Origin of the sequence: Azospirillum brasilense (assembly GCF_001315015.1) — a bacterium.
Lineage (GTDB): Bacteria > Pseudomonadota > Alphaproteobacteria > Azospirillales > Azospirillaceae > Azospirillum > Azospirillum brasilense.
The window spans coordinates 259431-283497 of sequence record NZ_CP012917.1; the positions used below are offsets into that span (position 1 = coordinate 259431).

At 70.6% G+C, this 24067-nt stretch carries 23 protein-coding genes; 13 read left to right on the forward strand and 10 right to left on the reverse strand.

All coding sequences use genetic code 11. The features are described 5' to 3' along the window. Positions 1–232 precede the first annotated feature (232 nt). The 8 genes from AMK58_RS26080 to AMK58_RS26110 all read left to right on the forward strand — a co-directional run bounded on the left by AMK58_RS26080 (position 233) and on the right by AMK58_RS26110 (position 9378). Positions 233–2902, forward strand: coding sequence for a 2-oxoglutarate dehydrogenase E1 component (locus tag AMK58_RS26080; protein WP_079285094.1), 2670 nt, complete (start codon positions 233–235; stop codon positions 2900–2902). Between the two features lie 279 nt (positions 2903–3181). Then, the gene (locus tag AMK58_RS26085) at positions 3182–4870 is read left to right on the forward strand and encodes an acyl-CoA dehydrogenase family protein (RefSeq protein ID WP_059399645.1); all 1689 of its coding nucleotides are present in this window, start codon (positions 3182–3184) and stop codon (positions 4868–4870) included. Positions 4871–4982: 112 nt separating this feature from the next. Then, positions 4983–5942, forward strand: a complete 960-nt coding sequence (locus AMK58_RS26090) for a LysR family transcriptional regulator (RefSeq protein ID WP_014199620.1) — start codon at positions 4983–4985, stop codon at positions 5940–5942. 136 nt (positions 5943–6078) lie between these two features. Beyond that, a complete protein-coding gene (locus AMK58_RS26095; protein ID WP_035682162.1) occupies positions 6079–6831 on the forward strand; it encodes a glucose 1-dehydrogenase in 753 nt (250 codons plus the stop codon). An 84-nt stretch (positions 6832–6915) separates the two neighbouring features. Further along, entirely contained in the window at positions 6916–8121 is a 1206-nt protein-coding gene (locus tag AMK58_RS26100) for a CoA transferase (protein WP_059399646.1), read from the forward strand. A 94-nt stretch (positions 8122–8215) separates the two neighbouring features. Beyond that, positions 8216–8371 carry a hypothetical protein gene (locus AMK58_RS31010; protein ID WP_167555943.1) on the forward strand — a complete coding sequence of 52 codons (156 nt, stop codon included), beginning with the start codon at positions 8216–8218 and terminating at the stop codon, positions 8369–8371. Between the two features lie 124 nt (positions 8372–8495). After that, a complete protein-coding gene (locus AMK58_RS26105; RefSeq protein ID WP_051140920.1) occupies positions 8496–9098 on the forward strand; it encodes a cytochrome c oxidase subunit 3 family protein in 603 nt (200 codons plus the stop codon). 4 nt (positions 9099–9102) lie between these two features. Beyond that, a complete protein-coding gene (locus AMK58_RS26110; protein ID WP_035682167.1) occupies positions 9103–9378 on the forward strand; it encodes a cytochrome C oxidase subunit IV family protein in 276 nt (91 codons plus the stop codon). Positions 9379–9439: 61 nt separating this feature from the next. Here the strand turns inward: AMK58_RS26110 and purT are convergent, their stop codons facing one another. Together purT and AMK58_RS26120 are read right to left on the reverse strand one after the other, a co-directional pair. After that, positions 9440–10609, reverse strand: coding sequence for a formate-dependent phosphoribosylglycinamide formyltransferase (purT, locus tag AMK58_RS26115; RefSeq protein WP_059399647.1), 1170 nt, complete (start codon positions 10607–10609; stop codon positions 9440–9442). 97 nt (positions 10610–10706) lie between these two features. Further along, positions 10707–11204, reverse strand: a complete 498-nt coding sequence (locus AMK58_RS26120) for a hypothetical protein (RefSeq protein WP_035682169.1) — start codon at positions 11202–11204, stop codon at positions 10707–10709. A 352-nt stretch (positions 11205–11556) separates the two neighbouring features. Between AMK58_RS26120 and AMK58_RS26125 the strand changes: the two genes are divergently transcribed. Genes AMK58_RS26125 through AMK58_RS26135 form a run of 3 tightly spaced genes read left to right on the forward strand, consistent with a single transcriptional unit; the run spans position 11557 to position 14397 of the window. Further along, positions 11557–12588: an iron ABC transporter substrate-binding protein gene (locus tag AMK58_RS26125; protein WP_035682171.1), complete on the forward strand. Its 1032-nt coding sequence runs from the start codon at positions 11557–11559 to the stop codon at positions 12586–12588. Then, a complete protein-coding gene (locus tag AMK58_RS26130) occupies positions 12512–13597 on the forward strand; it encodes a FecCD family ABC transporter permease (RefSeq protein WP_236778375.1) in 1086 nt (361 codons plus the stop codon). The genes AMK58_RS26125 and AMK58_RS26130 overlap by 77 nt, the downstream gene beginning before the upstream one ends. Further along, positions 13594–14397: an ABC transporter ATP-binding protein gene (locus AMK58_RS26135; protein ID WP_244621365.1), complete on the forward strand. Its 804-nt coding sequence runs from the start codon at positions 13594–13596 to the stop codon at positions 14395–14397. Before AMK58_RS26130 ends, AMK58_RS26135 begins: the two co-directional genes overlap by 4 nt. A 7-nt stretch (positions 14398–14404) precedes the next feature. Here the strand turns inward: AMK58_RS26135 and AMK58_RS26140 are convergent, their stop codons facing one another. The 8 genes from AMK58_RS26140 to AMK58_RS26175 form a co-directional block, all read right to left on the reverse strand. Then, complete coding sequence (locus AMK58_RS26140; protein WP_035682173.1) at positions 14405–15049, reverse strand: protein-methionine-sulfoxide reductase heme-binding subunit MsrQ; 645 nt, start codon at positions 15047–15049, stop codon at positions 14405–14407. A 1-nt stretch (position 15050) separates the two neighbouring features. Beyond that, the gene (msrP, locus tag AMK58_RS26145) at positions 15051–16013 is read right to left on the reverse strand and encodes a protein-methionine-sulfoxide reductase catalytic subunit MsrP (RefSeq protein WP_417891213.1); all 963 of its coding nucleotides are present in this window, start codon (positions 16011–16013) and stop codon (positions 15051–15053) included. Between the two features lie 104 nt (positions 16014–16117). Next, positions 16118–17146, reverse strand: a complete 1029-nt coding sequence (locus AMK58_RS26150; RefSeq protein ID WP_059399648.1) for a Gfo/Idh/MocA family protein — start codon at positions 17144–17146, stop codon at positions 16118–16120. Positions 17147–17151: 5 nt separating this feature from the next. Further along, positions 17152–17787 carry a bifunctional 4-hydroxy-2-oxoglutarate aldolase/2-dehydro-3-deoxy-phosphogluconate aldolase gene (gene eda, locus AMK58_RS26155; protein ID WP_014199635.1) on the reverse strand — a complete coding sequence of 212 codons (636 nt, stop codon included), beginning with the start codon at positions 17785–17787 and terminating at the stop codon, positions 17152–17154. Then, on the reverse strand, positions 17784–18482 hold the full coding sequence (locus AMK58_RS26160; RefSeq protein ID WP_104675465.1) for a GntR family transcriptional regulator: 699 nt from the start codon (positions 18480–18482) through the stop codon (positions 17784–17786). The genes eda and AMK58_RS26160 overlap by 4 nt, the downstream gene beginning before the upstream one ends. An 85-nt stretch (positions 18483–18567) precedes the next feature. Then, on the reverse strand, positions 18568–19500 hold the full coding sequence (locus AMK58_RS26165; protein ID WP_035682199.1) for a sugar kinase: 933 nt from the start codon (positions 19498–19500) through the stop codon (positions 18568–18570). A 151-nt stretch (positions 19501–19651) separates the two neighbouring features. Next, on the reverse strand, positions 19652–20608 hold the full coding sequence (locus tag AMK58_RS26170; protein WP_035682194.1) for a DMT family transporter: 957 nt from the start codon (positions 20606–20608) through the stop codon (positions 19652–19654). Between the two features lie 166 nt (positions 20609–20774). Beyond that, the gene (locus AMK58_RS26175; RefSeq protein WP_051140921.1) at positions 20775–21248 is read right to left on the reverse strand and encodes a hypothetical protein; all 474 of its coding nucleotides are present in this window, start codon (positions 21246–21248) and stop codon (positions 20775–20777) included. A gap of 355 nt (positions 21249–21603) precedes the next feature. On the opposite strand from AMK58_RS26175, the gene AMK58_RS26180 reads away from it, so the two are divergent. Further along, positions 21604–22398, forward strand: a complete 795-nt coding sequence (locus AMK58_RS26180; protein ID WP_059399649.1) for a response regulator transcription factor — start codon at positions 21604–21606, stop codon at positions 22396–22398. A 340-nt stretch (positions 22399–22738) separates the two neighbouring features. Next, a complete protein-coding gene (locus tag AMK58_RS31855; protein ID WP_035682206.1) occupies positions 22739–23983 on the forward strand; it encodes a flagellin N-terminal helical domain-containing protein in 1245 nt (414 codons plus the stop codon). Positions 23984–24067 lie beyond the last annotated feature (84 nt).

Consider the following 24067-nt stretch of genomic DNA (forward strand, 5'->3'; position numbering starts at 1 on the left):
ATATCAGCCATAAGCGCGGCAAGCCATCAGCGGTACGAACGGTTTCACTCGAAACCCGCGCGATCCCGCCCCCGACCGGTGCGGACGCGGACGGTTTGCTATGCCCGCAATGAATATCTGTTACAGGCACGCCATGCGCTCCGCACCGCGCGATGGGTCGGTAAGCTGGAGGCAACTGGTCTCCGACCGCCATCAAACCGACGGATGTTCAATCGCATGAACGGTGTGCGCCATGTCTAGGCCGTCCTCCCCGCTCAACGCCGCCGGAGCCGCCTATCTCGAAGCGTTGCAGGAACGTTTCCGCGAGGACCCGGCCTCGGTGGACGTGAGCTGGCGCGCCGTCTTCCAGATCCTCGACGAGCTGGGCGCCGTTCCCGCCGGCATGCCGTCCGGCGCCCCGGCCGGCGATCCGACGGTTCCGCTGCGGCAGGAGGAGATCCGCCAGCGCGGCCACGCCGCCGCCGCGCTCGACCCGCTGGGCCGCGCCGCGCCTCCCGAACTCTCCGCGTCCGAGGACGCCCAGACCGTGCGCCTGCGCCGGCTCTACCAGGGCACGCTGACGCTGGAGACCGCGCACATCGACGATCCGGCGCTGCGCTCCTGGCTGCGCGACGCCTATGAGGGGGCGGAGACCGCTCCGCCCGCCGAGGCGCGCCGCCGCGCCCTGGCGCTGCTGACCGCGGCGGAGGAGTTCGAACGGCTGCTCGGCGTCCGTTACCCGACCAAGAAGCGGTTCGGGGCGGAGGGCATGGAGACGCTGATCCCGCTGCTCGACCGCATCCTCGCGGCGGCGGCGGCGGCGGGCGTCACCGAGGTGCAGGTCGGGACCATGCACCGCGGCCGGCTCAGCCTGATGGCCAACGCGCTGGGCAAGCCGCTGGTCGAGCTGTTCGCCGGGATCAAGGGCATGCATCCCTTCCTGGCCGACCCGCCGGTTCCCGCCGACGTGCCCTATCACATGGGGGTGGAGAGCAACCTCACCTTCGGCGAGCGGTCGCTGGCGCTGACCCTGTCGCCCAACCCGTCGCATCTGGAAGCCATCAACCCGGTCACGCTGGGCCGCGCGCGGGCGCGTCAGGACCTGGAGCGGGAGCAGGGCGGCGAGGCCAAGCGGGTGCTCTGCGTGCTGCTGCACACCGACGCCAGCGTGATCGGCCAGGGCAGCGTGACGGAGGCGCTGCAACTGTCCGGCGTGCCCGGCTTCACCGTCGCCGGCACCATCCACGTCATCGTCAACAACCAGATCGGCTTCACCACCGAGCGGGAGGAGGCGCGGACCTCGCTCCACTGCACCGGCCTGTGGAAGGCGGTGGACAGCCCCATCCTGCACGTCAACGCCGACGACCCCGACGCCGCCCTGCGCGCCGCCGACCTCGCCGTGGCCTTCCGGCAGGCGCACGGACGCGACGCGGTGATCGATCTCGTCGGCTACCGCCGCAACGGCCACAACGAGATCGACGAGCCGCGCTTCACCCAGCCGCTCGACTACAAGGCGATCGACGCCCACCCGCCGGCCCGCGCGCTCTACGCGCAGCGGCTGGCGGCTGACGGGCTGGTTGGCCCCGAGGAGGCCGAGGCGCTGGCCGCCGGGCACAAGACCCGCTTCCAGGAGGCGCTGGCCGCGGCCTCCGACCATCGGCCGAACCACGACGGCTTCCCCGGCGGGCGCTGGGCGCCCTTCGCCCCGGCCGGCGCGCCTCCCGCCGAACCGGACACCGGCATTGCCGATGACCGGCTGCGTGGGCTGCTGGCGGCGCTGGCCGCCATTCCCGACGGGCTCGCCGTGGACCGCAAGGTGGAGCGCGTCATCCGCCGTCGCGCCGAGGAGCCGCTGGACTGGGCGACCGGCGAGGCGCTGGCCTTCGCCACGCTGCTGGCCGAGGGCACGCCGGTGCGGCTGACCGGCCAGGACGTGGTGCGCGGCGCCTTCTCGCACCGCCATTTCGCGCTGACCGACACCAACACCGGGCGCCGCCATGTCAGCCTGAACCATCTGGGGGTGGAGCAGGCGCGGTTCGACGTGGTCAACAGCCCGCTGTCGGAATACGCCGTTCTCGGCTTCGAATACGGCTACAGCCTGGAGCGGCCCGACGCGCTGGTGATCTGGGAGGCGCAGTTCGGCGACTTCGCCAACGGCGCGCAGATCATGATCGACCAGTTCATCGTCAGCGCCGAGGACAAGTGGCGCCAGCCCTCCGGCCTCGTCATCCTGCTGCCGCACGGGTTGGAAGGGCAGGGGCCGGAACACTCCTCCGCCCGGCCGGAACGCTTCCTCCAGATGGCGGCGCGCGACAACATCCGCGTCGCCCACCCCTCGACCCCGGCCAACTACTTCCACCTGCTGCGCCGGCAAATGCTGCGCCGCGACCGCAAGCCGCTGGTGGTGCTGAGCCCGAAGACGCTGCTGCGCCTGCCCGCCGCCGTGTCGACCCTGGCCGACTGCGCGCCGGGCACCGCCTTCCAGCCGGTGATCGTCACCGCCGGGGCGCGGGTCGAGCGCATCCTGCTGTGCAGCGGCAAGCTGGCCTACGAGCTGGAGCGCGAACGGGCCGAGCGCAGCGCCGAGGCCGTGGCGGTGGTCCGGCTGGAATCGCTGTACCCTCTGCCCGACGCCGCGCTGTCGGCGCTGTTCCGCCGCTGGCCGGGCGCGTCCTGCGCCTGGGTGCAGGAGGAGCCGTGCAATCTCGGCGCCTGGAGCTATCTGGACCGCCGTCTGGAGGCGTTGCGCGCGGCCGCCGGCTGCGCCGAACCGCGCGTCGCCTGCGTGGCCCGCGACGAGGCGGCGTCGCCCGCCGGCAGCTTCCACGGCGACCACGAGGCCGACCAGCGCCGGCTGGTCGAGCAAGCCTTCGCCGGGATCGCCGCGTCCCTCCCGCCCCGCGAGACGATCGCGGCGGACTGACGCCCCGGCCCTGGAATCCCTCTCCCCTCCGGGGAGAGGGCAGGGTGAGGGGGCAGCGTGGGCTGCAAGCCCGCGCCAGGGGATTGCCAAGGGGCAGCACGCCCCTTGGCGGTGCGCCGCAGGCGCACTGGTCCCCCTCACCCTCCCCACGCCTGCGGCGCGGGTCCCCTCCCTCTCCCCGGAGGGGCGAGGGCTATAATGGCCGAATGCGAGTGCCCTGCTTCCTCCAAAGGAGGACAGACGGGCTGACCCGAACAACAAGAACCGAGGAAACGCGCCATGTCGTCCACCCCAACCTCCAACGGCCCGCTTCCGCTGCCCGACCTGCTGTCCACCACGGCGGCGGCGCTCGACGCGGTGGCGCGGCTGGCCGAGGCCGCCGAGCGCGGCGTCGCCGCGCTGGTGGCGCCGGACGGGCGCGTCGATGCGGCGGCGCTCGACCGCCATCAGGTGGCGGCACACGGCTTCGCCTGGGTGGCGACCTACGCCGAGGCGCTGCGCCAGATGCAGGGCTGGGCGGAGCGGCTGGACCGCGCGGGCCGGCTGGGCGAGCTGGAAGCCTGCATGCTCCAGGCCGCCTTCGGCGAGTATCTGGCCCAGCTCGACGGCGGTCTGGCGATGAGCCAGGGCGAGATCGTCCGTCCCGCCGATTTCGGGCTGGACGAGGCGGAGCGCGCCGCCTTCCGCACCGAGGCGGTGCGCCGGCTGATCGCCGCCGGCAACGCCTCCGCCCTGCGGCTGCGCATCGCCGAGCTGCTGGCCGACGCGCTGCACGGCGGCGGCTTCGGCGAGGCGGCTCTGGAGGACGAGGCGCTTGACATGGTGCGCGAGCAGTTCCGCCGCTTCGTCGCCGACGTGGTGGAGCCGCACGCCCACGAGTGGCACCTGAAGGATGAGCTGATTCCGATGCCGGTCGTCGAGCAGATGGCCGAGATGGGTGTCTTCGGCCTGACCGTTCCGGAGGAGGACGGCGGGCTCGGCATGGGCAAGCTCGCCATGTGCGTGGTGACGGAGGAGCTGTCGCGCGGCTACATCGGCGTCGGCTCGCTCGGCACCCGCGCGGAGATCGCCGCCGAGCTGATCCGCCTGGGCGGCACCGCCGAGCAGCGGGCGCGCTGGCTGCCGCGCCTCGCGTCCGGCGAGATACTGCCAACCGCCGTCTTCACCGAGCCCAACACCGGCTCCGACCTGGGCAGTCTGCGCACCCGCGCGGTTCTGGAGGGCGACACCTACCGCGTCACCGGGGCGAAGACCTGGATCACCCACGGCAGCCGGTCGGACCTGATGACTCTGCTGGTGCGCACCGATCCGGACGCCCCCGGCTACCGCGGCCTGTCGATGCTGCTGGCCGAGAAGCCGCGCGGCACCGAGGCGGACCCCTTCCCGGCCGAGGGCATGAGCGGCGGCGAAATTCCGGTTCTCGGCTACCGCGGCATGAAGGAGTACGAGATCGGCTTCGACGGCTTCGCCGTTCCGCGCGAAAACCTGCTGGGCGGGGTCGAGGGCCAGGGCTTCAAGCAGCTGATGGCGACCTTCGAATCCGCCCGCGTCCAGACCGCCGCCCGCGCCGTCGGCGTGGCGCAGAACGCGATGGAGCTCGGCCTGCGCTACGCCCAGGAGCGCGTCCAGTTCGGCCGCCCGCTCGCCGCCTTCCCGCGCGTCGCCGGCAAGATCGCCTGGATGGCCGTGGAGACGATGATCGCCCGCCAGCTCACCTACTTCGCCGCGCGCGAGAAGGACAGCGACCGCCGTTGCGACATCGAGGCCGGCATGGCCAAGCTGCTGGCGGCGCGCGTCGCCTGGTCGAACGCCGACAACGCGGTGCAGATCCATGGCGGCAACGGCTACGCGGTCGAGTATCCGATCAGCCGTGTGCTGTGCGACGCCCGTATTCTGAATATTTTCGAAGGGGCGGCGGAAATCCAGGCCCAGGTTGTGGCGCGCGGCCTGCTCACCCGGCGCAATTGATCGCGAGACACGGCGGAGGACCGGGCAGGACTGACCTGTCAGGACTCCGCTTGTGTCATACCGGCGTATTCGCTATCCGACCCGGAGGCCGAACGACGAGACCTGTCCCGCGATGGAACTTCTGGAACTGCGCTACTTTGTTCAGGTGGCCGACCTTGGCAGCTTTTCCAAGGCGTCGGTCAAGCTTGGCATCACCCAGCCGGCGCTCAGCCGGCAGGTCCAGAAGCTGGAGCACGAGCTGCGCACCAGCCTGTTCTACCGCCATGGCCGCGGCGTCTCGCTGACCCAGCAGGGGCGCAAGCTCTACGACGTGGTGCGCCATCTGCTGGGCGCGCTGTCGGAGATCAAGGAGGAGATTCAGGACCAGTCGGAACGGCTGACCGGCTCGGTCACTCTGGGCCTCCCCCCGTCGATCTGCGCCACGCTGGGGGCGCCGCTGGCCCGCCGCTTCCACGAGAACTACCCCGACGCCACGCTGCGCATCCACGAGGTGTTCAGCGGCACGCTGCTGGAATGGGTCGAGGGCGGGCGGCTCGACCTCGCCGTGCTCTACGACGCCCGGCGCGGGCGCAGCATGCTGTCCTCGCCGCTGCTCGTCGAAAATCTGCTGCTCGTCCAGCCCGCCAAGGACGCGGTGGCCGGCGACGACGGGCCGGTCGAGGTGGAGACTCTGGGCGGCCTGCGCTTCGTGCTGCCGGGGCTGGAGAACGGGCTGCGCCGGGTGGTCGACGCGGCGGTGCGGCGGGCCGACATCGACCTCCAGGTCGACATGGAGATCGATTCCGTCACCGCCATCAAGCAACTGGTGGAGGAGGGGATGGGCTCGACCATCCTGCCCTTCGGCGCCGTCCACCGCGAGGTGCGCCAGGGCCGGCTGATCGCCCGCGAAATCAGCTCCAAGGACATGCACGCCATGCTCGTCACCGCGACGCCGCTGCACCAGCCGGTGTCGAAGGCGACGCGCGCCCTGCTGCGGCTGATCCACGCCGAGGTGGCGAAATGCGTCGCCAACGGCGTGCTCAAGGGCAAGGTCGTCGCCCCCGGCAGCGCCGGGGAGAACAGCGCTCCCTGATCCGCGCCCCCTGACGCGACGGTCATGATCCGCTGTGGGGCCTGATAGCAGCTATGACGGATGGTCCATAGCACGGCCCCTGCGGCGCGGATAGCCTCCCCCCATCATCACAAAATCCCTTGGGGAGGAACCGAGAATGACGAAGCGTCTGGACGGCAAGGTCGCCCTGATCACCGGTGCGGCGCAGGGGCTGGGCCTCGCGATGGCCGAGACCTTCGTGCGCGAGGGTGGTTGTGTCGCGGTCGTGGACATCAACGGCGACGCCGCCAAGGCGGTCGCCGAACGGCTGGGCGAGTCCGCCATCGGCATCGCCGCCAACGTCACCAAGATGGCCGACGTCGAGATGACCATCGCCGCCACCGTCGAAAAGTTCGGGCGGCTGGACATCCTGGTCAACAACGCCGGCTCCACCCACGCCAACGGCCCGTTCGAGAATGTGACCGAGGAGGAGTTCGACCGCGTCTTCGCGCTGAACGTCAAGTCGATCTACCTCTACTCCAAGGCGGTCGTCGCGACCATGCGGGCGCAGAAGTCCGGCGTGATCCTGAACCTCGGCTCCACCGCCGGCCTGCGGCCGCGTCCGGGCCTGGTCTGGTACAACGCGACCAAGGGCGCCGTGCACAACATCACCAAGTCGCTGGCGCTGGAGCTGGCGCCCGACAACATCCGTGTCTGCGCCCTCGCCCCGGTCGCCACCGAGACGCCGCTGCTCGCCACCTTCATGGGCGGCGACACGCCTGAGAAGCGGGCGCGCATGATGGGCATCGTGCCGCTCGGCCGCCTGGGCCAGCCGACCGACGTCGCCAACGCCGCCCTCTACCTCGCGTCGGACGAGGCGGCCTTCCTGACCGGCGTGGTTCTGGAGATCGACGGCGGGCGTTGCGTGTAACCCACGTCGGCCGTTAGCCCCCACCCCGACCCTGGGTTGGGGGCACCCGTCCACCACGTTGTTTCCATCTGGATCGAGACTCCCATGTCCTCGCTTCTCTCCGATCTGCGCGTCGTCGAGGTGTCGGCCTTCATCGCGGCACCGCTGGGCGGCATGACGCTGGCCCAGCTGGGTGCGGAGGTGATCCGCATCGACCCCATCGGCGGCAACATCGACTACCGGCGCTGGCCGGTGGCGCCGAACGGCACCAGCCTCTACTGGACCGCGCTGAACAAGGCGAAACGGTCGGTGACGCTGGCGCTCGACCGGCCGGAGGGGCGGGAGATCGCCCAGGCGATCATCACCGCCTCGGGCGAGAACGCGGGATTCCTGCTGACCAACCTGCCGGCCAGCGGCTGGATGGGCTACGAGGCGCTGTCGGCCAAGCGCGACGACCTGATCATGCTGCGGCTGACCGGCAACCCGGACGGGTCGGCGGCGGTCGACTACACCGTCAACTGCGCCAGCGGCTTCCCGATGGCGACCGGCCGCGGCGGTGAGCCGGTGAACCATGTGCTTCCGGCCTGGGATGTCGCCGCCGGCCTCTATCTCGCCACTGGCCTGCTGGCGGCGGAGCGGCACCGCCGCCGCACCGGGCGCGGGCAGGAGGTGACGGTGGCGCTGGCCGACGTGATGCTGGCGACGGTCGGCAACCTCGGCTACCTCGCCGACGTCCGGGTCAACGGCGCGGTGCGGCCGCCGATGGGCAATGACCTCTATGGTGCCTACGGCCGCGATTTCGCCACCGCCGACGGCCGGCGGGCGATGGTCGTCGCCATCTCCAACCGCCAGTGGAAGGCGCTGGGCAAGGCGACCGGGCTGACCGAGCGGCTGGCAATGATCGGTCCGCTGATGGACGTGGACATGAACGACGAGGGCGGGCGATTCGTGGCGCGCGACGCCATCTCCGCCGTGCTCGCCCCCTGGTTCGCCGCCCGCACTTTGGCCGAGGTTGAGAGTGCCTTCGCCGGAGCGGGCGTGCTGTGGGGGCCGTACCGGGATTTCGGCCAGCTGGTGGCCGAGGACGCGCGCTGCTCCACCGCCAACCCGCTGTTCCGCGAGGTCGAGCAGCCGGAGGTCGGGCCGCTGCTGGTTCCCGGCTCGCCCCTCGGCTTCCCCGGCCTGGGCGAGCGCACCGACCACCGCCCGGCGCCCGTCCTGGGGCAGGACACCGACGCGGTGCTGGCCGACCTGCTCGGCCTGCCGTCGGCCGAGATCGGCCGCCTGCACGACGCTGGCATCGTCGCCTGACCATGTGAGCGGGGGCGAGACGACCGGCGCGTGGGGGTGTTGGTGAGGCTTACGGCGGGCCGCATCGGCCCGCCTCATGCCGGAGGATGACGCGATGGGCGACAACCGCAACACCGACTCCCAGCCGCAAGCCGAGAACGACCGCGCGACTGGCAAGCCCGAGGACAAGCCGGCGGCGACCAAGGACGAGATGACCAAGGCCCAGGAGGACGCCGCGCGGGAGCGCGCGGACAAGGGCGGTTACCAGTAAGCTGCGTCACCTGATCGGCGCTGCCTGATCAACAACGGTCCGCGAGTTTGCCCCCGGGCAAAGACGGCGTCCGTCTCCCGCGCCATGGTCCCGTCCGGTCATCACTTCCGGAAGGACAGCGGACATGACGGAAACGGCCGCGCCGGCGACGGTCGTCATCGCGGAGGACGTTGCGGACGGGGAGGCCGCCGACTGGGGGCCCCTCTCCAGCCTGCCCGGCAACCCCATGATGTGGATTCTCATCTTGGGGGAGCTGGCGGCCTTCGGGGCGATGTTCATCGGTTTCGCGGTGACGCGCGCGCTGGACCCGGCGACGTTCGACGCCTCGCAGGCTCAGTTGGACCGTCTGCTCGGCGGCGTGAACACCATGGTCCTGGTGACGAGCGGCTGGCTGGTCGCCGTCGCCCTGCGGCGCCGGGCCTCGGGCCTTTCCCATCGCCCGCTGATGCTCGGCGCGATGGCCCTCGGCGGTGTGTTCCTCGCCATCAAGGCGGTCGAATACGGCGACAAGATCGGCCGTGGCCTGACGCTGGAGACCAACAGCTTCTTCCAGCTCTATTATCTGCTGACCGGCTTCCACGCGATGCACGTCGCCGCGGGGATCGTCATCCTGGGCATCGTCACGTGGTGGGACAGTCTGGAGAACCTGGAGACCGGCGCCGCCTTCTGGCACATGGTGGACCTGATCTGGGTGCTGCTCTACCCCATCGTCTATCTGCTGAGGTGAGGCGATGGCCACCCTGACACGCACCTGGGTGGTGCTGATGCTGCTCACCGCCGTCTCGATGTGGGCGGGGCATGGCACCGGCGGTCTCGGCCCGCTCGGGGTCGGACTCGTCCTCGCCGCGGCCAACGTCAAGGCCGACCGGATTCTCACCCACTACCTGGACCTTCACCGCGCGGACGGCAGCTGGCGGGCGGGGTTCCGGAGTCTGCTCACCCTGCTGGGGGCGGCGCTTTTCGGGATCTACGTTCTTTATCCGATGATCGGCGCGGCTCTGCGCTGAGCGGTGGTTCGCAGCCGGGCCGCGCCGTCGGAGACCGACGGTCGCGCCCGGCTCCGTAACCTTACTCGTAGCGGATGCTGACCGCCGAGGCCGCCTTCAGCGCGCGCTCGCGCGCGTCGTCGGTGTCGGTGCCGGCGGCGAGCGCCACGCCCATACGGCGGTTCTTGCGGGTCGTCGGCTTGCCGAACAGGCGGACGTCCACGTCATGCTCCGCGCTGCCGACGCGCATGGCGTCGGCCAGCCCTTCGATGGCGAAGCGCTCGGCCTCGCGGTCGGCCAGGATGACGGCGGAGGCGGCCGGGCCGCGGACGTGGATCGCCGGGATCGGCAGGCCGAGGATGGCGCGGGCGTGCAGGTCGAACTCCGACAGGTTCTGCGACAGCAGGGTCACCATGCCGGTGTCGTGCGGGCGCGGCGACAGTTCGGAGAAGACGACCTCGTCCTTGGTGACGAAGAACTCCACGCCGAAGATGCCGTAGCCGCCGAGATTGTCCACGACCTTGGCGGCCATGTCCTTGGCGTCGTCGAGCAGCGCCGCGGGCATCGGCACGGGCTGCCAGGATTCCTGATAGTCGCCGCGCTCCTGCCGGTGGCCGATCGGCTCGCAGAACAGGATGCCCTCGCGGGTGCGGACGGTCAGCAGGGTGATCTCGTACTCGAAGGGCACGAACTCCTCGACGATGACCTTGCGGCGGTCGCCGCGCATGTTGGCGACGGCATAGGTCCAGGCGGCCTCAAGCTCCTCGGCGGTGCGGACGGTGCTCTGCCCCTTGCCGGAGGAGGACATGACCGGCTTGATGACGCAGGGCAGGCCGGTGTGCTCCGCCCCGGCGATCACCTCCTCCAGGCTTTCGGCGTAGCGGTACTTGGAGGTGCGCAGGCCCAGCTCCACCGCGGCAACCTCGCGGATGCGGTCGCGGTTCATCGTCATGGTGGCGGCGCGGGCGGAGGGGACGACAGTCAGCCCGGCATCCTCGAACTCGTGCAGCACCTCGGTGCGGATGGCCTCGACCTCCGGCACGATGAAGTCGGGCGTGTGCTTGGCGATGGCCGCGCGCAGGGCGTCCGCGTCGAGCATGGAGAAGACCTCCGCCGCGTCGGCGACTTGCATCGCCGGGGCGTTGGCGTAGCTGTCGCAAGCGATGACCTCGCAGCCGAGACGCTTGGCGGCGATGACGAACTCCTTCCCGAGTTCGCCCGAGCCGAGAAGAAGGATTTTGGCCGTGAACATGCGCGGACTCCCATGACGCAGACGCCCGCGGAGCTTTACCCCAACGCGGGCCGTGCGTACATGGCCGAACGCATGCGTACGCCGCATGGACCGGGCGCTATTGCAGGCTGCCCCAGCGCCGGGTCGCGGGCTCCGCCAGCGCCCAGCGCCACTGGCCGTCCTTGGCCCGGCAGATGGTGGTGACGTTGAAGTCCGGGGCGTCGTCGAGCGTGAAGACCACGTCTTTGCAGGGGATCGCCTCGCCGAAGCCGCGGGCCACCTGCACCGTGCCGGTCTTGCCGCTCAGCGGCAGCTTTTCCTCCACCGTCCAGGTCGCTGCCTGCCCGACGGCGAGCGGGCCGGCGGCGCGGGCGACGGCGTTGTGGACGTTGTCGGTGATCCGCCGCTCCGCGTATTTCACGCCCTGGTCGATGCCGTAGCTGGCCCCGGCGCCGGCGATGATGCCCAGCACCGGGTTGCCGGTGGCCGACCCGACCGTCGCCGCCACGCCCGCCGTGGTCACCCCCGTGACCGCCGAACCGAACCCGGCGCAGCCGGACAGCGCGAGCAGGGCGGCTGCGGGAAGGAGGACGCGGCGGAGCGGGGATGCGGTCATCGGGCGGCACGGTGGTGGTGAGCGGACCGCGGCACCCTATCCGTTCGGATGGGGAGACCGCCCGTGGCCAAAGCGTGACCTTCGCGGGACGGCTTGGCGCGCTTGCCCTATGGACGGTGGCGGGCGCAGGCCCCATGCTTTGGATGACGAGGCTATTTCATGTGGCCAAAGTAACCCTCTCCCCTCTGGGGAGAGGGTGGCCCGGAGGGCCGGTGAGGGGGATGCGCGTGTCGCTGCGTTCGGCAAAAGCGCAACCCCCTCACCCTAATCCTCTCCCCGGAGGGGAGAGGGGACTGTAAGTGCAGATACATGGGGTGACGGAGTGAACAGTGGCGTGGGCAGGCGTGGATGGATGGCGGGCGTGGGAGCCGGGCTGCTGTTCGCGCTGCTGGCCGGGCCGGCGGCGGCGGAGCGGGTCGTCACGGACTCCTCGGGGCGCCGCGTCACCGTGCCGGACCGGGTGGAGCGCGTGTTTCCCGCCGGGCCGCCGGCCTCCGTCGTCGTCTACATGCTGGCGCCCGACAAGCTGCTGGGCTGGACGCGGGCGATCAGCCCGCCGGAGCGGCCCTTCTTCCCCGACCGCTACGCCGATCTGCCGGAACTGGGGCGGCTGACCGGGCGCGGCAACACCGTCAACCTGGAAACCGTGGTGGCCGCGAAGCCGGACGTCGTCGTCGATGTCGGCAGCACCGCCCCGACCTTCGTCTCGCTGGCCGACCGGGTGCAGGAGCAGACGCGGGTGCCGACCCTGCTGATCGACGGGCATCTCGCCGACTCCGCGCGCACCTTCCGCACGCTCGGTACGCTGATGGGCGTGGCGGAGCGGGGGGAGGAGCTGGCCCGCTACGCCGAGCGGACGCTGAACGACGTGCGCCGCCGCTTCGACGACGTGCCGGAGGGCAAGCGTCTGAAGGTCTACATGGCGCGCGGGCCGCGCGGCCTGCAGACCGGCATCCGCGGCTCCATCAACGTCGAGGCGCTGGACGTCGCCGGGGTGCGCAACGTCGCGGCGGAGAATCTCGGCAACGGCGGGCTGGTCAACGTCTCGATGGAGCAGGTCCTGGCCTGGCAGCCGGACGCCATCGTCACCATCGACCGCGGCTTCTACGAGAGCGTGTGGACCGACCCGCTGTGGCAGGGGGTGAAGGCGGTGCGCGACCGGCGCGTCTACCTCTCGCCGGGCTTGCCCTTCACCTGGATCGATTCCCCGCCCGCCGCCAACCGCCTGCTCGGCCTGCGCTGGCTGGGCGCCGTCCTCTATCCGGAGCTGTTTCCGGAGGATCTGCGCGAGGAGACGCGACGTTTCCATGCCCTCTTCTACCACCGGGAGCCCACCGCGGAGCAGATCGACGCCCTCCTCGCCGGCAGCCGCCCGCCGGGGTGAGGTTCCCTTCGCGCTGACGCTGGGCGGGGTGGCCGCGCTGCTGGTCGCCGCGGTCTGCGTCGCCTTCAGCATCGGCGCCTATCCCGTCACGCCGGGGGAGCTGGCCGGGCTGCTCGCGGCGAAGCTGGGGCTCGGGAGCGCCGCCGTCGCCCCGGCGGTGGAGACGGTGATCTGGGACATCCGCGGCCCGCGCGTGCTGACCGCCATGCTGGTCGGGGCGGGGCTGGCCGCCTCGGGTGCCGCCTATCAGGGGCTGTTCCGCAACCCGCTGGTCTCGCCGGACATCCTCGGTGTGTCGTCGGGGGCGGCGCTGGGGGCGGTGCTGGGCATCTTCGCCTCGCTGCCGGTCCTCGCCATCCAGGGCATGGCCTTCGCGGGCGGGCTGCTGGCGGTCGGGGTGGTGCTGGCCGTCGCCTCGGCCATCCGTGGGCGGGACCCGGTGCTGGTCCTGGTGCTGGGCGGCGTGGTGATCGGGGCGCTGCTGGGCTCCGGCGTGGCGTTGCTGAAGTATCTGGCCGACCCCTACAACCAGTTGCCGGCGATCACCTTCTGGCTGCTTGGCAGCCTGTCGGCGGTCAACCGTGGCGATCTCGCGGCTCTGGTCCCGCCGGTGGCGGTGGCGCTGCTGCCGCTGGTGCTGCTGCGCTGGCGGCTCGACGTGATGACGCTGGGCGACGAGGAGGCGACGGCGCTCGGCGTGCCGGTGCGGGTGGTGCGGGTCGTGGTGATCGCGGCGGCGACGCTGATGACCGCCGCCGCGGTGTCGGTCAGCGGCATCGTCGGCTGGGTCGGGCTTCTGGTGCCGCACCTCGCCCGGCTGATGGTCGGCCCGGCCTTCGTCCGGCTGCTGCCCACGGCGGTGCTGCTGGGGGCGGCCTATCTGCTGGCGGTGGACACGCTGGCGCGCAGCCTGGGGCCGGTGGAGCTGCCGCTGGGCGTGCTGACCGCGGTGATCGGCACGCCGGTCTTCCTCTGGCTCCTCGCCTTCGGAAAGCGCGGCTGGTCATGAGCGTGCGGCTGTCGGTGGAGGACCTCGCCTTCGGCTATGGCGAGCGGGTGGTCGGCGCCGGGGTCGGCTTCGCCGTGGCGGCGGGGGAGGTTCTGTGCCTGCTCGGCCCCAACGGCGGCGGCAAGACGACGCTGTTCAAGACGCTGCTCGGCCTGCTGCCGCCGCGCGGCGGTCGGGTGCGCGTCGATGGGGAGGACACCGCCGGCTGGTCGCCGCGCCGCCGGGCGCTGGCCTTCGGCTATGTCCCGCAGGCGGGGGCGGGGCAGTTCCCCTTCACCGTGCGCGAGATGGTCCTGATGGGCCGCACCGCCCACCGCGGCGCCTTCAGCGCCCCCGCCGCGTCCGACCACGCCGCCGCCGAGGCCGCGCTGGAACGGCTGGACATCGGGCATCTGGCGGAGCGCGACTGGCTGCGGATCAGCGGCGGCGAGCGGCAGATGGCCCTGATCGCCCGCGCCCTGGCCCAGGCGCCGCGCGTGCTGGTGCTCGACGAGCCGACCGCCAGCCTGGACTTCGGCAATCAGGTGCGCGTTCTGGAGCAGGTGCGGCGGCTGGCCGACGGCGAGGGCGGCGAGGGGCTGACGGTGGTCTTCTCCACCCACCACCCGGAGCAGGCCTTCGCCATCGCCGACCGGGTGGCGCTGCTGCACGGCGGGCGGCTGGCCCGCTTCGGCGCGCCGGAGGCGGTCATCACCGCCGCCATGATGCGCGAGGTCTACGGGACGGAGGTCGAGGTGGTGGCCGTGGGGACGGACGGTATGCGGGTGTGTTTGCCGGTCGGGCTCAAGAGGCCGGGCTGAGGCGGGCTCAGGTCCGGTAGGACGGCGAGAGCCGCCGCCCCGCCGACGGCGACGTCGCGTAGCGCAGCGCGACCAGCCCCAGGAAGATCGCGGCGTAGACGAAGGGCGGGTACTGCCAGCCCTTGACCAGCATGACATAGTGGATGCAGCCCGCTGCCCCGGCGACGAACACCGCCTTGTGCAGCGCCTTCCAGCGCCGCCCGCCGAGCCGCCGCACCATACCGTTGGTCGAGGTCGCGGCCAGCGCCGTCAGGATCACGAAGGCGCCCATGCCGACGGTGATGTAGGGCCGCTTCACGATGTCCTTCCACACCGCCGCCCAGTCGAAGAACTGGTCCACCCCCACATAGACGGAGACGTGCAGCAGCGCGTAGAAGAAGGCGAACAGCCCGATCATCCGGCGGAAGCGCGCCAGCCCCGCCTGACCCGTCAGGATGCGCAGCGGCGTGACGGCGAGTGCTATCAGCAGCAGGCGCAGCGCCCACAGCCCGCTCTGCCGCACCGCCTCGGCCACCGGCTCCGCCCCCAGCCCGCCGCTCATGCCCAGCCAGACCATCCAGCCGAGCGGGAGGAGCCCCAGGGCGAACACCACCGGCTTCGCCCAGCGCGAGGACAGCGCCAGGGCGACCGGGCCTTTCGACGTTGCGGCCATCTCAGTAGTTCTTCCGCAGATCCATGCCGGCGTAGAGCGACGCGACCTCCTCGCCATAGCCGTTGAAGGCCAGCGTCTTGCGGCGGGAGAACTCGCCGACGCGGCGCTCCGTCGCCTGGCTCCAGCGCGGGTGGTCGACCTCCGGGTTCACGTTCGAATAGAAGCCGTACTCGCGCGGCTGCGAGCGGTTCCAGGAGGTCGGCGGCTGGTCCTGCGTCAGGGTGATGCGGACGATCGACTTGATCGACTTGAAGCCGTACTTCCACGGAACGACCAGCCGCACCGGCGCGCCGTTCTGGTTGGGCAGCGTTTCGCCGTACATGCCCACCGCCAGGATGGTCAGCGGGTGCATGGCCTCGTCCATGCGCAGCCCCTCGACATAGGGCCATTGCAGCACGGGGTACTTCAGGCCGGGCATCTGCGAGCGGTCGGCCAGCGTCTGGAAGGCGACGTATTTCGCGTTGCCGGTCGGGTCCACGCGCTTCAGCAGCTCGGCCAGCGGAAAGCCGACCCAGGGGATGACCATCGACCAGCCCTCGACGCAGCGCAGGCGGTAGACGCGCTCCTCCAGCGGGAAGGACAACAGATCCTCGATGCCGAAGGTGGTGGGCTTCCCGACATCGCCGTCCACCGCGATCTCCCACGGGCGGGTGCGCAGCGTGCCGGCATTCTCGGACGGGTCGGTCTTGTCCGTCCCGAACTCGTAGAAATTGTTGTAGCTGGTCGCCGACTTCATCGGAGTCTGGGCGTCCATCTTGGGGTCCTTCGGGCTGACCGTCAGCGGGGCCTGGAAGGGCGCGGCCAGCGCCGGACCCGGGACAACCCCCGTGCCGCCGAGCGCCAGGGCGGCAGCGCCGCCGGCCATGATCGAGCGCCGGGACAGGAACAGGCCGCGGGGCGTCACCTCGTTCTCGCTGGCTTGCGACGCGCTCCGGACTTTGATGAGCATGAACACTCTCCACAGGAAAGCCGCCGGGAGGCGACAGCGCCCCCCGTCCCTCATCTAGCCTTGGTCGCCGCTCCCGGCAAATCAAGCGCGGGACACGAGTTCGTGAGCGAAAGGTGAGGTCAGTCTTCCGGGACCGCCGTGACGGCGCCGCTTTCCGAGGATTTGAGGATCGCCTCGATCAGCCGGTGGACCTTCAGCGCCTCCCGCCCGGACACGCGCGGCTGGGTGCCATGGTCGAGCGCGTTGAGGAAGTCGGTCAGGACGGCGCGGTGGTGGGCGTTGGAGAAGGCCATGGGGTCGGCCCCGCCGCCCAGCGTGCCCGCCGTCTCCCCCGCCTGCACCGTTTCGCCGGAGCGCAGCTGCACCTCCAGCCGGTCGCCGATCAACAGGGCGGAGCCGGCGGACCCGGCGATCTCGATGCGCTCCGGATAGCCGGGATAGGCCGCGGTGGTGGCGTCCACGGTGGCGAGCAGCCCGCCGTCGTAGCGCAGGGCGGCGCACACCACATCCTCGGTGTCGATGGGGCGCAGGCCGCTGGTGTTGGCGAAGGCGGCGACCTCCCGCGGCAGGCCGAGCAGGCTGACATAGAGGTCCAGCGTGTGGATGGCCTGGGTCAGCAGAACGCCGCCGCCGTCGCGCGCCTTCATGCCGCGCCCCGGCTGGGCGTAATAGGCGTCGTCGCGCCACCAGCGCACCACGACGGAGGCCGACAGCGGACGGCCCAGCGCGCCGGTGCGCAGCAGTTCCGCCAGCCGTTCCGCGGCGGCGCGGAAGCGGTGCTGGAGCATGACGCCGAGCGTCAACCCGGCGCGCTCCATGCTCTCCACCACGGCGCGGCAGCCGGCCGGGGTGGCGTCGAGCGGCTTTTCCAGCAGGACATGCTTGCCGGCGGCGGCGCAGCGGGCGACGAGGTCGGCGTGGGTGTCCGGCGGGGTCAGCAGCAGGACGGCGGAGACGGTGGGATCGTCGAGGATCGCCTCCGCCCGGTCCGCCGCCGGCAGGCCGAAGCGCGCCGCGAAGGCGGCCCGCCGCTCGGCGGACGGGCTGAAGCAGCCCGCCACCTCGACGCGGTCCGCCAGATCCAGCAGGCTCTGGGCGTGCGGCGTCGCCGCCATGCCCAGCCCGATCACGCCGACGCGCCGCCGCATCCGGCTCAGCCCTGGGCCAGGGCGGAGGCCTCGCGGGCCAGCCGCTCGATCTCGGACCAGCGGCGCTCCTTCACCGCGTCGGCCGGGGTCAGCCAGGTGCCGCCGAGCGCGAAGACGTTGGGGAGCGACAGGATCTCCTTCACATGCTCCGCCTTGAGGCCGCCGGTCGGGCAGAAGCGAATCTCCGGCATCAGCGGCGCCATGCCGCGCAGCGCCGGGGCGCCGCCGTTCAGCATCGCCGGGAAGAACTTCAGCTCGCGGAAGCCGTGCTCCATGGCGATCAGCGCCTCGGCCACCGTGGCGATGCCCGGCAGATAGGGCAGGCCGGCGGTCTTGGCGGCTTCGGCCAGACGGTCGGTCAGGCCGGGGCTGACGACGAAGCGGGCGCCGGCGTCGCGGGCCTGGGCGAACTGCTCGGGCCGGATCAGCGTGCCGAGGCCGACCAGGGCGCCCGGAACGCGGGCGGCGATGGCCTCCGCGCAGGCCAGCGCGGCGGGGGTGCGCAGCGTCACCTCCAGCGTGGTCAGGCCGCCGGCGACCAGCGCCTCGGCCAGGGCGACCGCGGTGTCCGGCTCGTCGAGGACGAGGACCGGGACGATGCGCGGGCCGGACAGGGAGGGTTCAAGACGCGGGTGGGTCATGTCAGGGCCTCGGCAGGAGAGAAGTACAAGGGGGTGGCGTGCCGCATGTCGTCGATGGTCAGCAGCAGGCCGTCGATGTGGTCGCCGAGCGCCGTCACCGCGCGGTCGGGGTCATGGTCCGCGATGGCGGCGACGATGGCCTCGTGCTCGGCGATGACGGTCGCCAGGCGGCCGGGATAGGGAAGGGTCAGGTGGCGGCAGCGGTCGATCTGCACCTTCACCTGCTGGGTGATCGGCCAGAAGCCGGGATAGCCGGCGATGTCGGCGATCAGCGCGTGGAACGCCTCGTCCGCCTGATGGAAGCCGTCGGCGCAGCCCGAGGCGTCGACCTCGCGCTGGCGCTCCAGATTGGCCTGGAGGGCGGCGATCTGGCTGCGGGTGGCGCGTTCCGCCGCAAAGCGGACGGTCGCCTGCTCCAGCGTCTTCCGGATCAGGTTGGCTTCCGGCAGGTCGGCGATGGGAATGCGCGCCACGAAGGTGCCCGATTGCGGAAAGACCTCCACCAGCCCCTCGTCGGCCAGCCGCAGGACGGCCTCGCGCACCGGGGTGCGGCTGACGCCGAAGGCTTCGGCCACCAGCTTCTCCACGATCGGGTCGCCCGGCTTGCGGGCCAGCGACACGATGTCGGCCCGCAGGTCGCGGTAGATCGCCGCCGCCGCCGTGGTGCCGCGCTGCGACGCGCGGGGCGGCTTCATGGGTCCCGGGGCAGTCGACGGGGCGGTCGACGTCTGGCCGATGGGCGTTGGGCCTGGGGGCATGGAGGGTCCCTCCGTCAGGGGATCAGCCGTCCAGCACGGACGCCATGGCGTCGCGCGGGATCACGGCGCCGCGGTGCTGGATGACCACGGCGGCGATGCGGTGGGCGGAGCGCGCCGCCTCCACCGGGCCGAGGCCCTTCAGGCGGGCGCTGAGGTAGCCGGCGCTGAAGCTGTCGCCCGCCGCGGTGGTGTCCACGACCTTGGCGACCTTCTCCGACGGCACGGTCTCCTCGAGGCCGGGGGCGGAGACGATGCAGCCCGGCTTTTCCAGCTTCAGCACGATCTCCGTCACCCCGGCGCCGCGCACGCGGGCCATGGCGGTGTCGGCATCGGCGTCGCCGTAGAGGCCGCGCAGGTCCTCGACGCCCGGCAGGGCGATGTCGGTGCGCCGGAGCATCGCGTCGTAGGCGCGCTGCGCCGTCTCGCGGTCGGGCCACAGGCGGGGGCGCCAGTTGGTGTCGAAGGCGACGCGGCCGCCGCGCTCGCGCAGGCGGTCGAGCATGGGGAACAGCACCTCCCGCCCGCGCTCGCCCCAGATGGCCAGGCTGATGCCCGACATGTAGAGCAGGTCGTAGCCTTCCAGATCCGCGACCAGCGCCGGGCTGTCGGGCAGAACGAACAGGTCGCGGGCCGGCGCGGAATCGCGCCAGTAGAGGAAGCGCCGCTCGCCGCTGTCGTCCGTCTCGATCATGTAGAGGCCGGGGACTCGGTTGGGCACGCGCAGCACATGGCCGGTGCCGACCCCCTCGGCCTCCCAGGTGGCGACCATGGCGTCGCTGTTGCCGTCGTCGCCCAGCGCCGTCACGTAATCGGTTGCCACGCCCAGCCGCGCCATGTAGACGGCGGTGTTCAGGGTGTCGCCGCCGAAGCCCATGGTGAAGGTCCCGTCGGGACGGCGCACCAGTTCGATCATGCATTCGCCAAGGGTCGCAACCCGGCGCGCGGACTCACCCATCGCCATCCCCCGTCCGGCGGTCGAGCCCGCCGGTTCCTGCTAAAGAGTTCGAACAACACGGGTTTTTAGTCCCGTGCCTCCCGAGGGCAAGTATACTAATATATCAATGTCCGGGCAAGGCTTTTCCGGCGCCGGTCATGCCAATCGCCGGTCATGGCGCGGGCGCCGCGGCGTTTTGCTGCTGTTTCTTGCGCAGCCGCTCGCGGTGGGCGGTGTAGAGGCCGCTGGCGATGATGATCCCGGCGCCCAGGAAGGTCCAGTGGTCGGGCAGCGCCCCGAAGATCAGGAAGCCCAGCAGGGTTGACCAGACGATCTGCACGTAGGAGCAGGGGGCCAGCACCGACGCCTCGCCGAAGCGGTAGGCCTGGACCATCAGCCATTGCCCCATGGTGGAGACCAGACCGATCAGGGCGCCCAGCGCCACCTCCGTTGCGGTCGGCATGGCGACGTTGAAGGGCAGCAGCACGGTCAGAACGGCGAGGCCGGTCAGGGCGGTCCAGATCAGGGTGGTGGTGGGGTGCTCCTGCCCGGTCATCTTGCGGGTGATGACCACGCCGGTCGCCCAGCTCATCGCCGACAGGATGGGGAAGATGGCCGCCGGCTGGAAGGCGGCCCCGCCCGGCCGGATGACGATCAGAACGCCGAGTAGCCCGACCAGCACCGCCGCCCAGCGGCGCGGTCCGATCTTCTCGCCCAGCACCAGGATCGACAACACCGTGACGAAGACCGGCGAGACGTAGCTGGTCGCCGCCGCCTCCGCCAGGGGCAGATAACGCATGCCCATGATGAAGAACAGCGCCGACCCGAGCATCCCCAGGGCACGCAGGACCTGGAGGCCGGGGCTGGCGGTTTTCATCACCGGCGGACCGCCGCGGATCATCAGCGGCAGCAGCAGCGTCGTGAAGCCGACGTAGCGCATCCACCCGATCTCGATGGAGGGCAGCGTCTGGGACAGGTACTTCGCCGTCGCGTCGGAGCAGGAGAAGAAGAACACCGCGGCGACGACCATCAGAATCCCGCGCACGGGATCGTCGCGGCGCTCGCTCCCGTGGGACGGCACGGTCTGGGCAGCGGACACCCCTTCCGGGGGTCGGGAGCAGTCGGGCATGGCCGGAGGGCGCTTCCAGGCAGGAGGACAGCAAGCGGAAGGATGGCCCGGGTCTGTGCCCGGTTAACCCTCAGGTTAATGATGTATCATGCCTGGGAACAATGGTGCGGAGCGTCATGGCAGCCATACGGCCCGGCCCCGTGAATTCACAACACGGGCCTGTGGGTCAACCGTCGCCGCGTTCGGTGCCGGCGGTGCCGCGCAGGGCCGAGGTCACGGCCGGTGCCGGGCGCATCAGGGGTGTTGGCGGGTTGATCGGCAAGTCCATCAGGCCGCGTCGGGCGGCGTTGCGCTCCAGCTCGTAATCGGGGTCGGGGAAGCGCTGCAGGAGCGTCTCGTAGGTGTCGCGGGCCGCGGCGGGACAGCCCAGAATACGGAACGCCTCCCCCTGCCGCAGCAGGGCGCCGGCCTCCGTCCCGCGATGGTAGGAGGCAAGGCTGGCCGCCACGGCGAACCAGCGGTCGTAGGCGGTCCACAACGCCTCCACCGTCGGCCCCTCGCACCGCCCGGCCACCACCGCCGCCTCCAGCGCCTGCCGGTAGGCGGTGTCGGGTGCCGGTCTGGTCATCGCGCAGCCGCCCGCCAGCAGGAGGGCGCCCGCAAGGGCGGTTCCGGCAATCGCCTGTCTGTTGCGCGGCATCGGTCTCTCTCCCCGTTCGCATCCTCTCGCCACCAGTGAAATACAGCCGGATTAAAGCCCGGTTCAAGCCGGAGCGGGGAGGGTCGGGGAGGTTGCGGTGTTGCCGGCAACTCGGGAGAAAAATGCTTCGAATTTCGAGGCAAAGAACAGCCAAGAATCTACGCCTTAACGGATATTAAAAGTCATATAAAAGCAGGCCGTAACATTATCACTTGAGGTAAGCCGGATGGTTGACTCGCGGTACAGGAAGGCTATTACCTGAGGGTGTGAGAAAATAAAGCACTCGGAATTAAGGAAAATTTTAAGTGCCTTGTCCTCCCGCCCTCTAGTTGAACCCCCTGTTGCGGAGAATCCCATGCGCGCTGTCCTGGTTGAACCGAACCCCCTGATCGCCGACGCGCTCGGCCGTCAGCTCGGCATGGGGAAGATCCGCTACGACCGCCAGGACTGGGCCGGGCTGGAGGAGCTTCTGCGCGACCAGGGTGCGGACGGGCTTGGCTACGACGCCATCGTCCTGGGCAGCGTCGACGACCCGGCGCGCTGCGTGGCGGCGCTGCGGGCGCATCAGGTCGGGGCGGCGATCCTCTGCCTGCTCGACCGGCGCTGCGTGGCGACGACGGTGGAGCTGCTCCACGCCGGGGCCGACGACGTGCTGGTCAAGCCGGTGGTCAGCGCCGAGGTGCGGGCGCGCATCGAGGTGGCGCGCCGGCGCTCGCGCGGCTTGCTGAGCAACGCGGTGCGGGTGGGGCAGCTCACCGTCTTCCTCGACGGGCGCGACCCGGAGGTCGCCGGCGAGCGGCTGCGGCTGAGCCAGCGCGAGCACGCCATCCTCGGCGTTCTGGCCGCCCATCACCGCCGCGTGGTGTCCAAGGAGCACATCTACGACGAGGTCTACGGCCTGTCCGGCGCCGACCCGCTGGACAAGGTCATCGACGTCTACATCTGCAAGCTGCGCAAGAAGATCGCCGAGGCCACCGGCGGCGCCCGCTACATCGAGACCGTCTACGGACGCGGCTACAAGTTCGAAGCCCCGCCCGAGCATGAAGAGGCCGTTCCGGCCGCCGCAACCGCCACCGCCGCCCGCCGCTTCCCGGCCATCCCCTTCGCCGCGTCCGGCCTGCACCCCGGCTGTCTCGTCGCCGCCGAGTGACGGCGCCTTAATTTCAAAGTCCCGCCCTGCTTTCTGCTTCCGACATTTTGCCCCCGAAATTTTGAAAGACGCCATGGCCGCGGCCCTTCGGGGCACGGCGGCTGAACCGCCGTGCGCGGCAGCCGCATTTTTATAAAATGCGCGATTACTTTTAAAAACCGCACGGCTTTAAAAGATGACTGCGTCACCCTGGAAAGGCTGCGGTTTTTTTACTCCGGTTTAAACGGGGTCGGTCACAGTCGAATGGTCGGTTGCGCGCCCATAAAAACCAAGTGGGAAGGCCCGCGCACCCGGCCCCAGCGTCAGAAAGGCGCTCTGCATCTCGCGAATGGAGATACACATGGCCTCGATCATGACCAACACCTCGGCGATGACCGCGCTGCAGACGCTGCGCCGCGTGACCGACGATCTGGCGACCACCCAGGATCGCATCTCGACCGGTCTCAAGGTCAACAACGCCAAGGACAACGCCGCCTACTGGTCGATCGCCACGACCATGCGCGCCGACGTCGCCGGCTTCAAGGCGGTGAAGGAATCGCTGGAACTGGGTTCGGGCACGACCAACACCGCGTCGGTGGCGTCCAAGAACATCGTCGAGAACCTGCAGACGCTGAAGGCCCGCGTCATCGCCGGCCAGACCAACGGCGTCGACAAGTCGCTGATCCAGAACGACATCGACCAGCTCGTCAAGCTGGTGAAGGGCGCCGCCGCCGACGCCTCCTTCAACGGCGACAACCTGCTGCGCATCACCTACTCCAACGACGGCACGGCCAAGGACCAGAACGTCGACATCCTGGCGTCGCTGAGCCGCAGCGCCGGCACGGTCGATCCGAGCTACATCAGCTTCCAGCGCCAGGACATGCAGGTCACCTCGATCGTCGGCAAGGCCACGATCGAGCAGCAGGTGGACTCCACCAACGACCTGAAGGCCAGCGTCGGCATCGCCATCGGCGCGCCGGACACCACCTTCATCGACGGCCAGAACCTGGGCCTGGGCAACCTGACCCTGAACGTCACCAACGAGGCGGGCACCAAGACCGCCGTGACAGTGGACCTGTCGGGCATCGACTACACCACCGACCTGGCGACCACCCAGGGCCTGATCGAGACCGCGGTCAACGCGGCCCTGACCACGGCCGGCGGCGACTTCCAGGTGGCCTTCAACGGCGACAAGCTGGAATTCACCGACCAGGACCTGAACACCGACGGCAACTTCACCGCCAAGGTGGACAGCCTGTGGGTCGGCTCGAAGGAAAGCGACGCCTTCGGCGGCCTGGCCGACCTGACGCAGATCGACGTGACCTCCAACGCCACCAAGTCGCTCGAGGTCATCAACGGCCTGCTCGACAAGGCCATCGGCAAGGCCGCGGTGATCGGTTCCATCGAGAACCGCGTGTCGGTGCAGAACGACTTCGTGTCGAAGCTGACCGACTCGATGAACAAGGGCATCGGCTCCCTGGTGGACGCCGACATGAACGAGGAATCGAGCCGCCTGCAGGCCCTCCAGGTCCAGCAGCAGCTCGCCACCCAGGCGCTGTCGATCGCCAACCAGGGTCCGCAGAACATTCTCTCGCTGTTCCGCTAACCCGGTCCGGCCGGCGTCCCTCTCCCGAGGGGGCGCCGGCCTCTTTTTCCTTATTCGATCCAGCCCCAGCCCCATTCCGGCGCC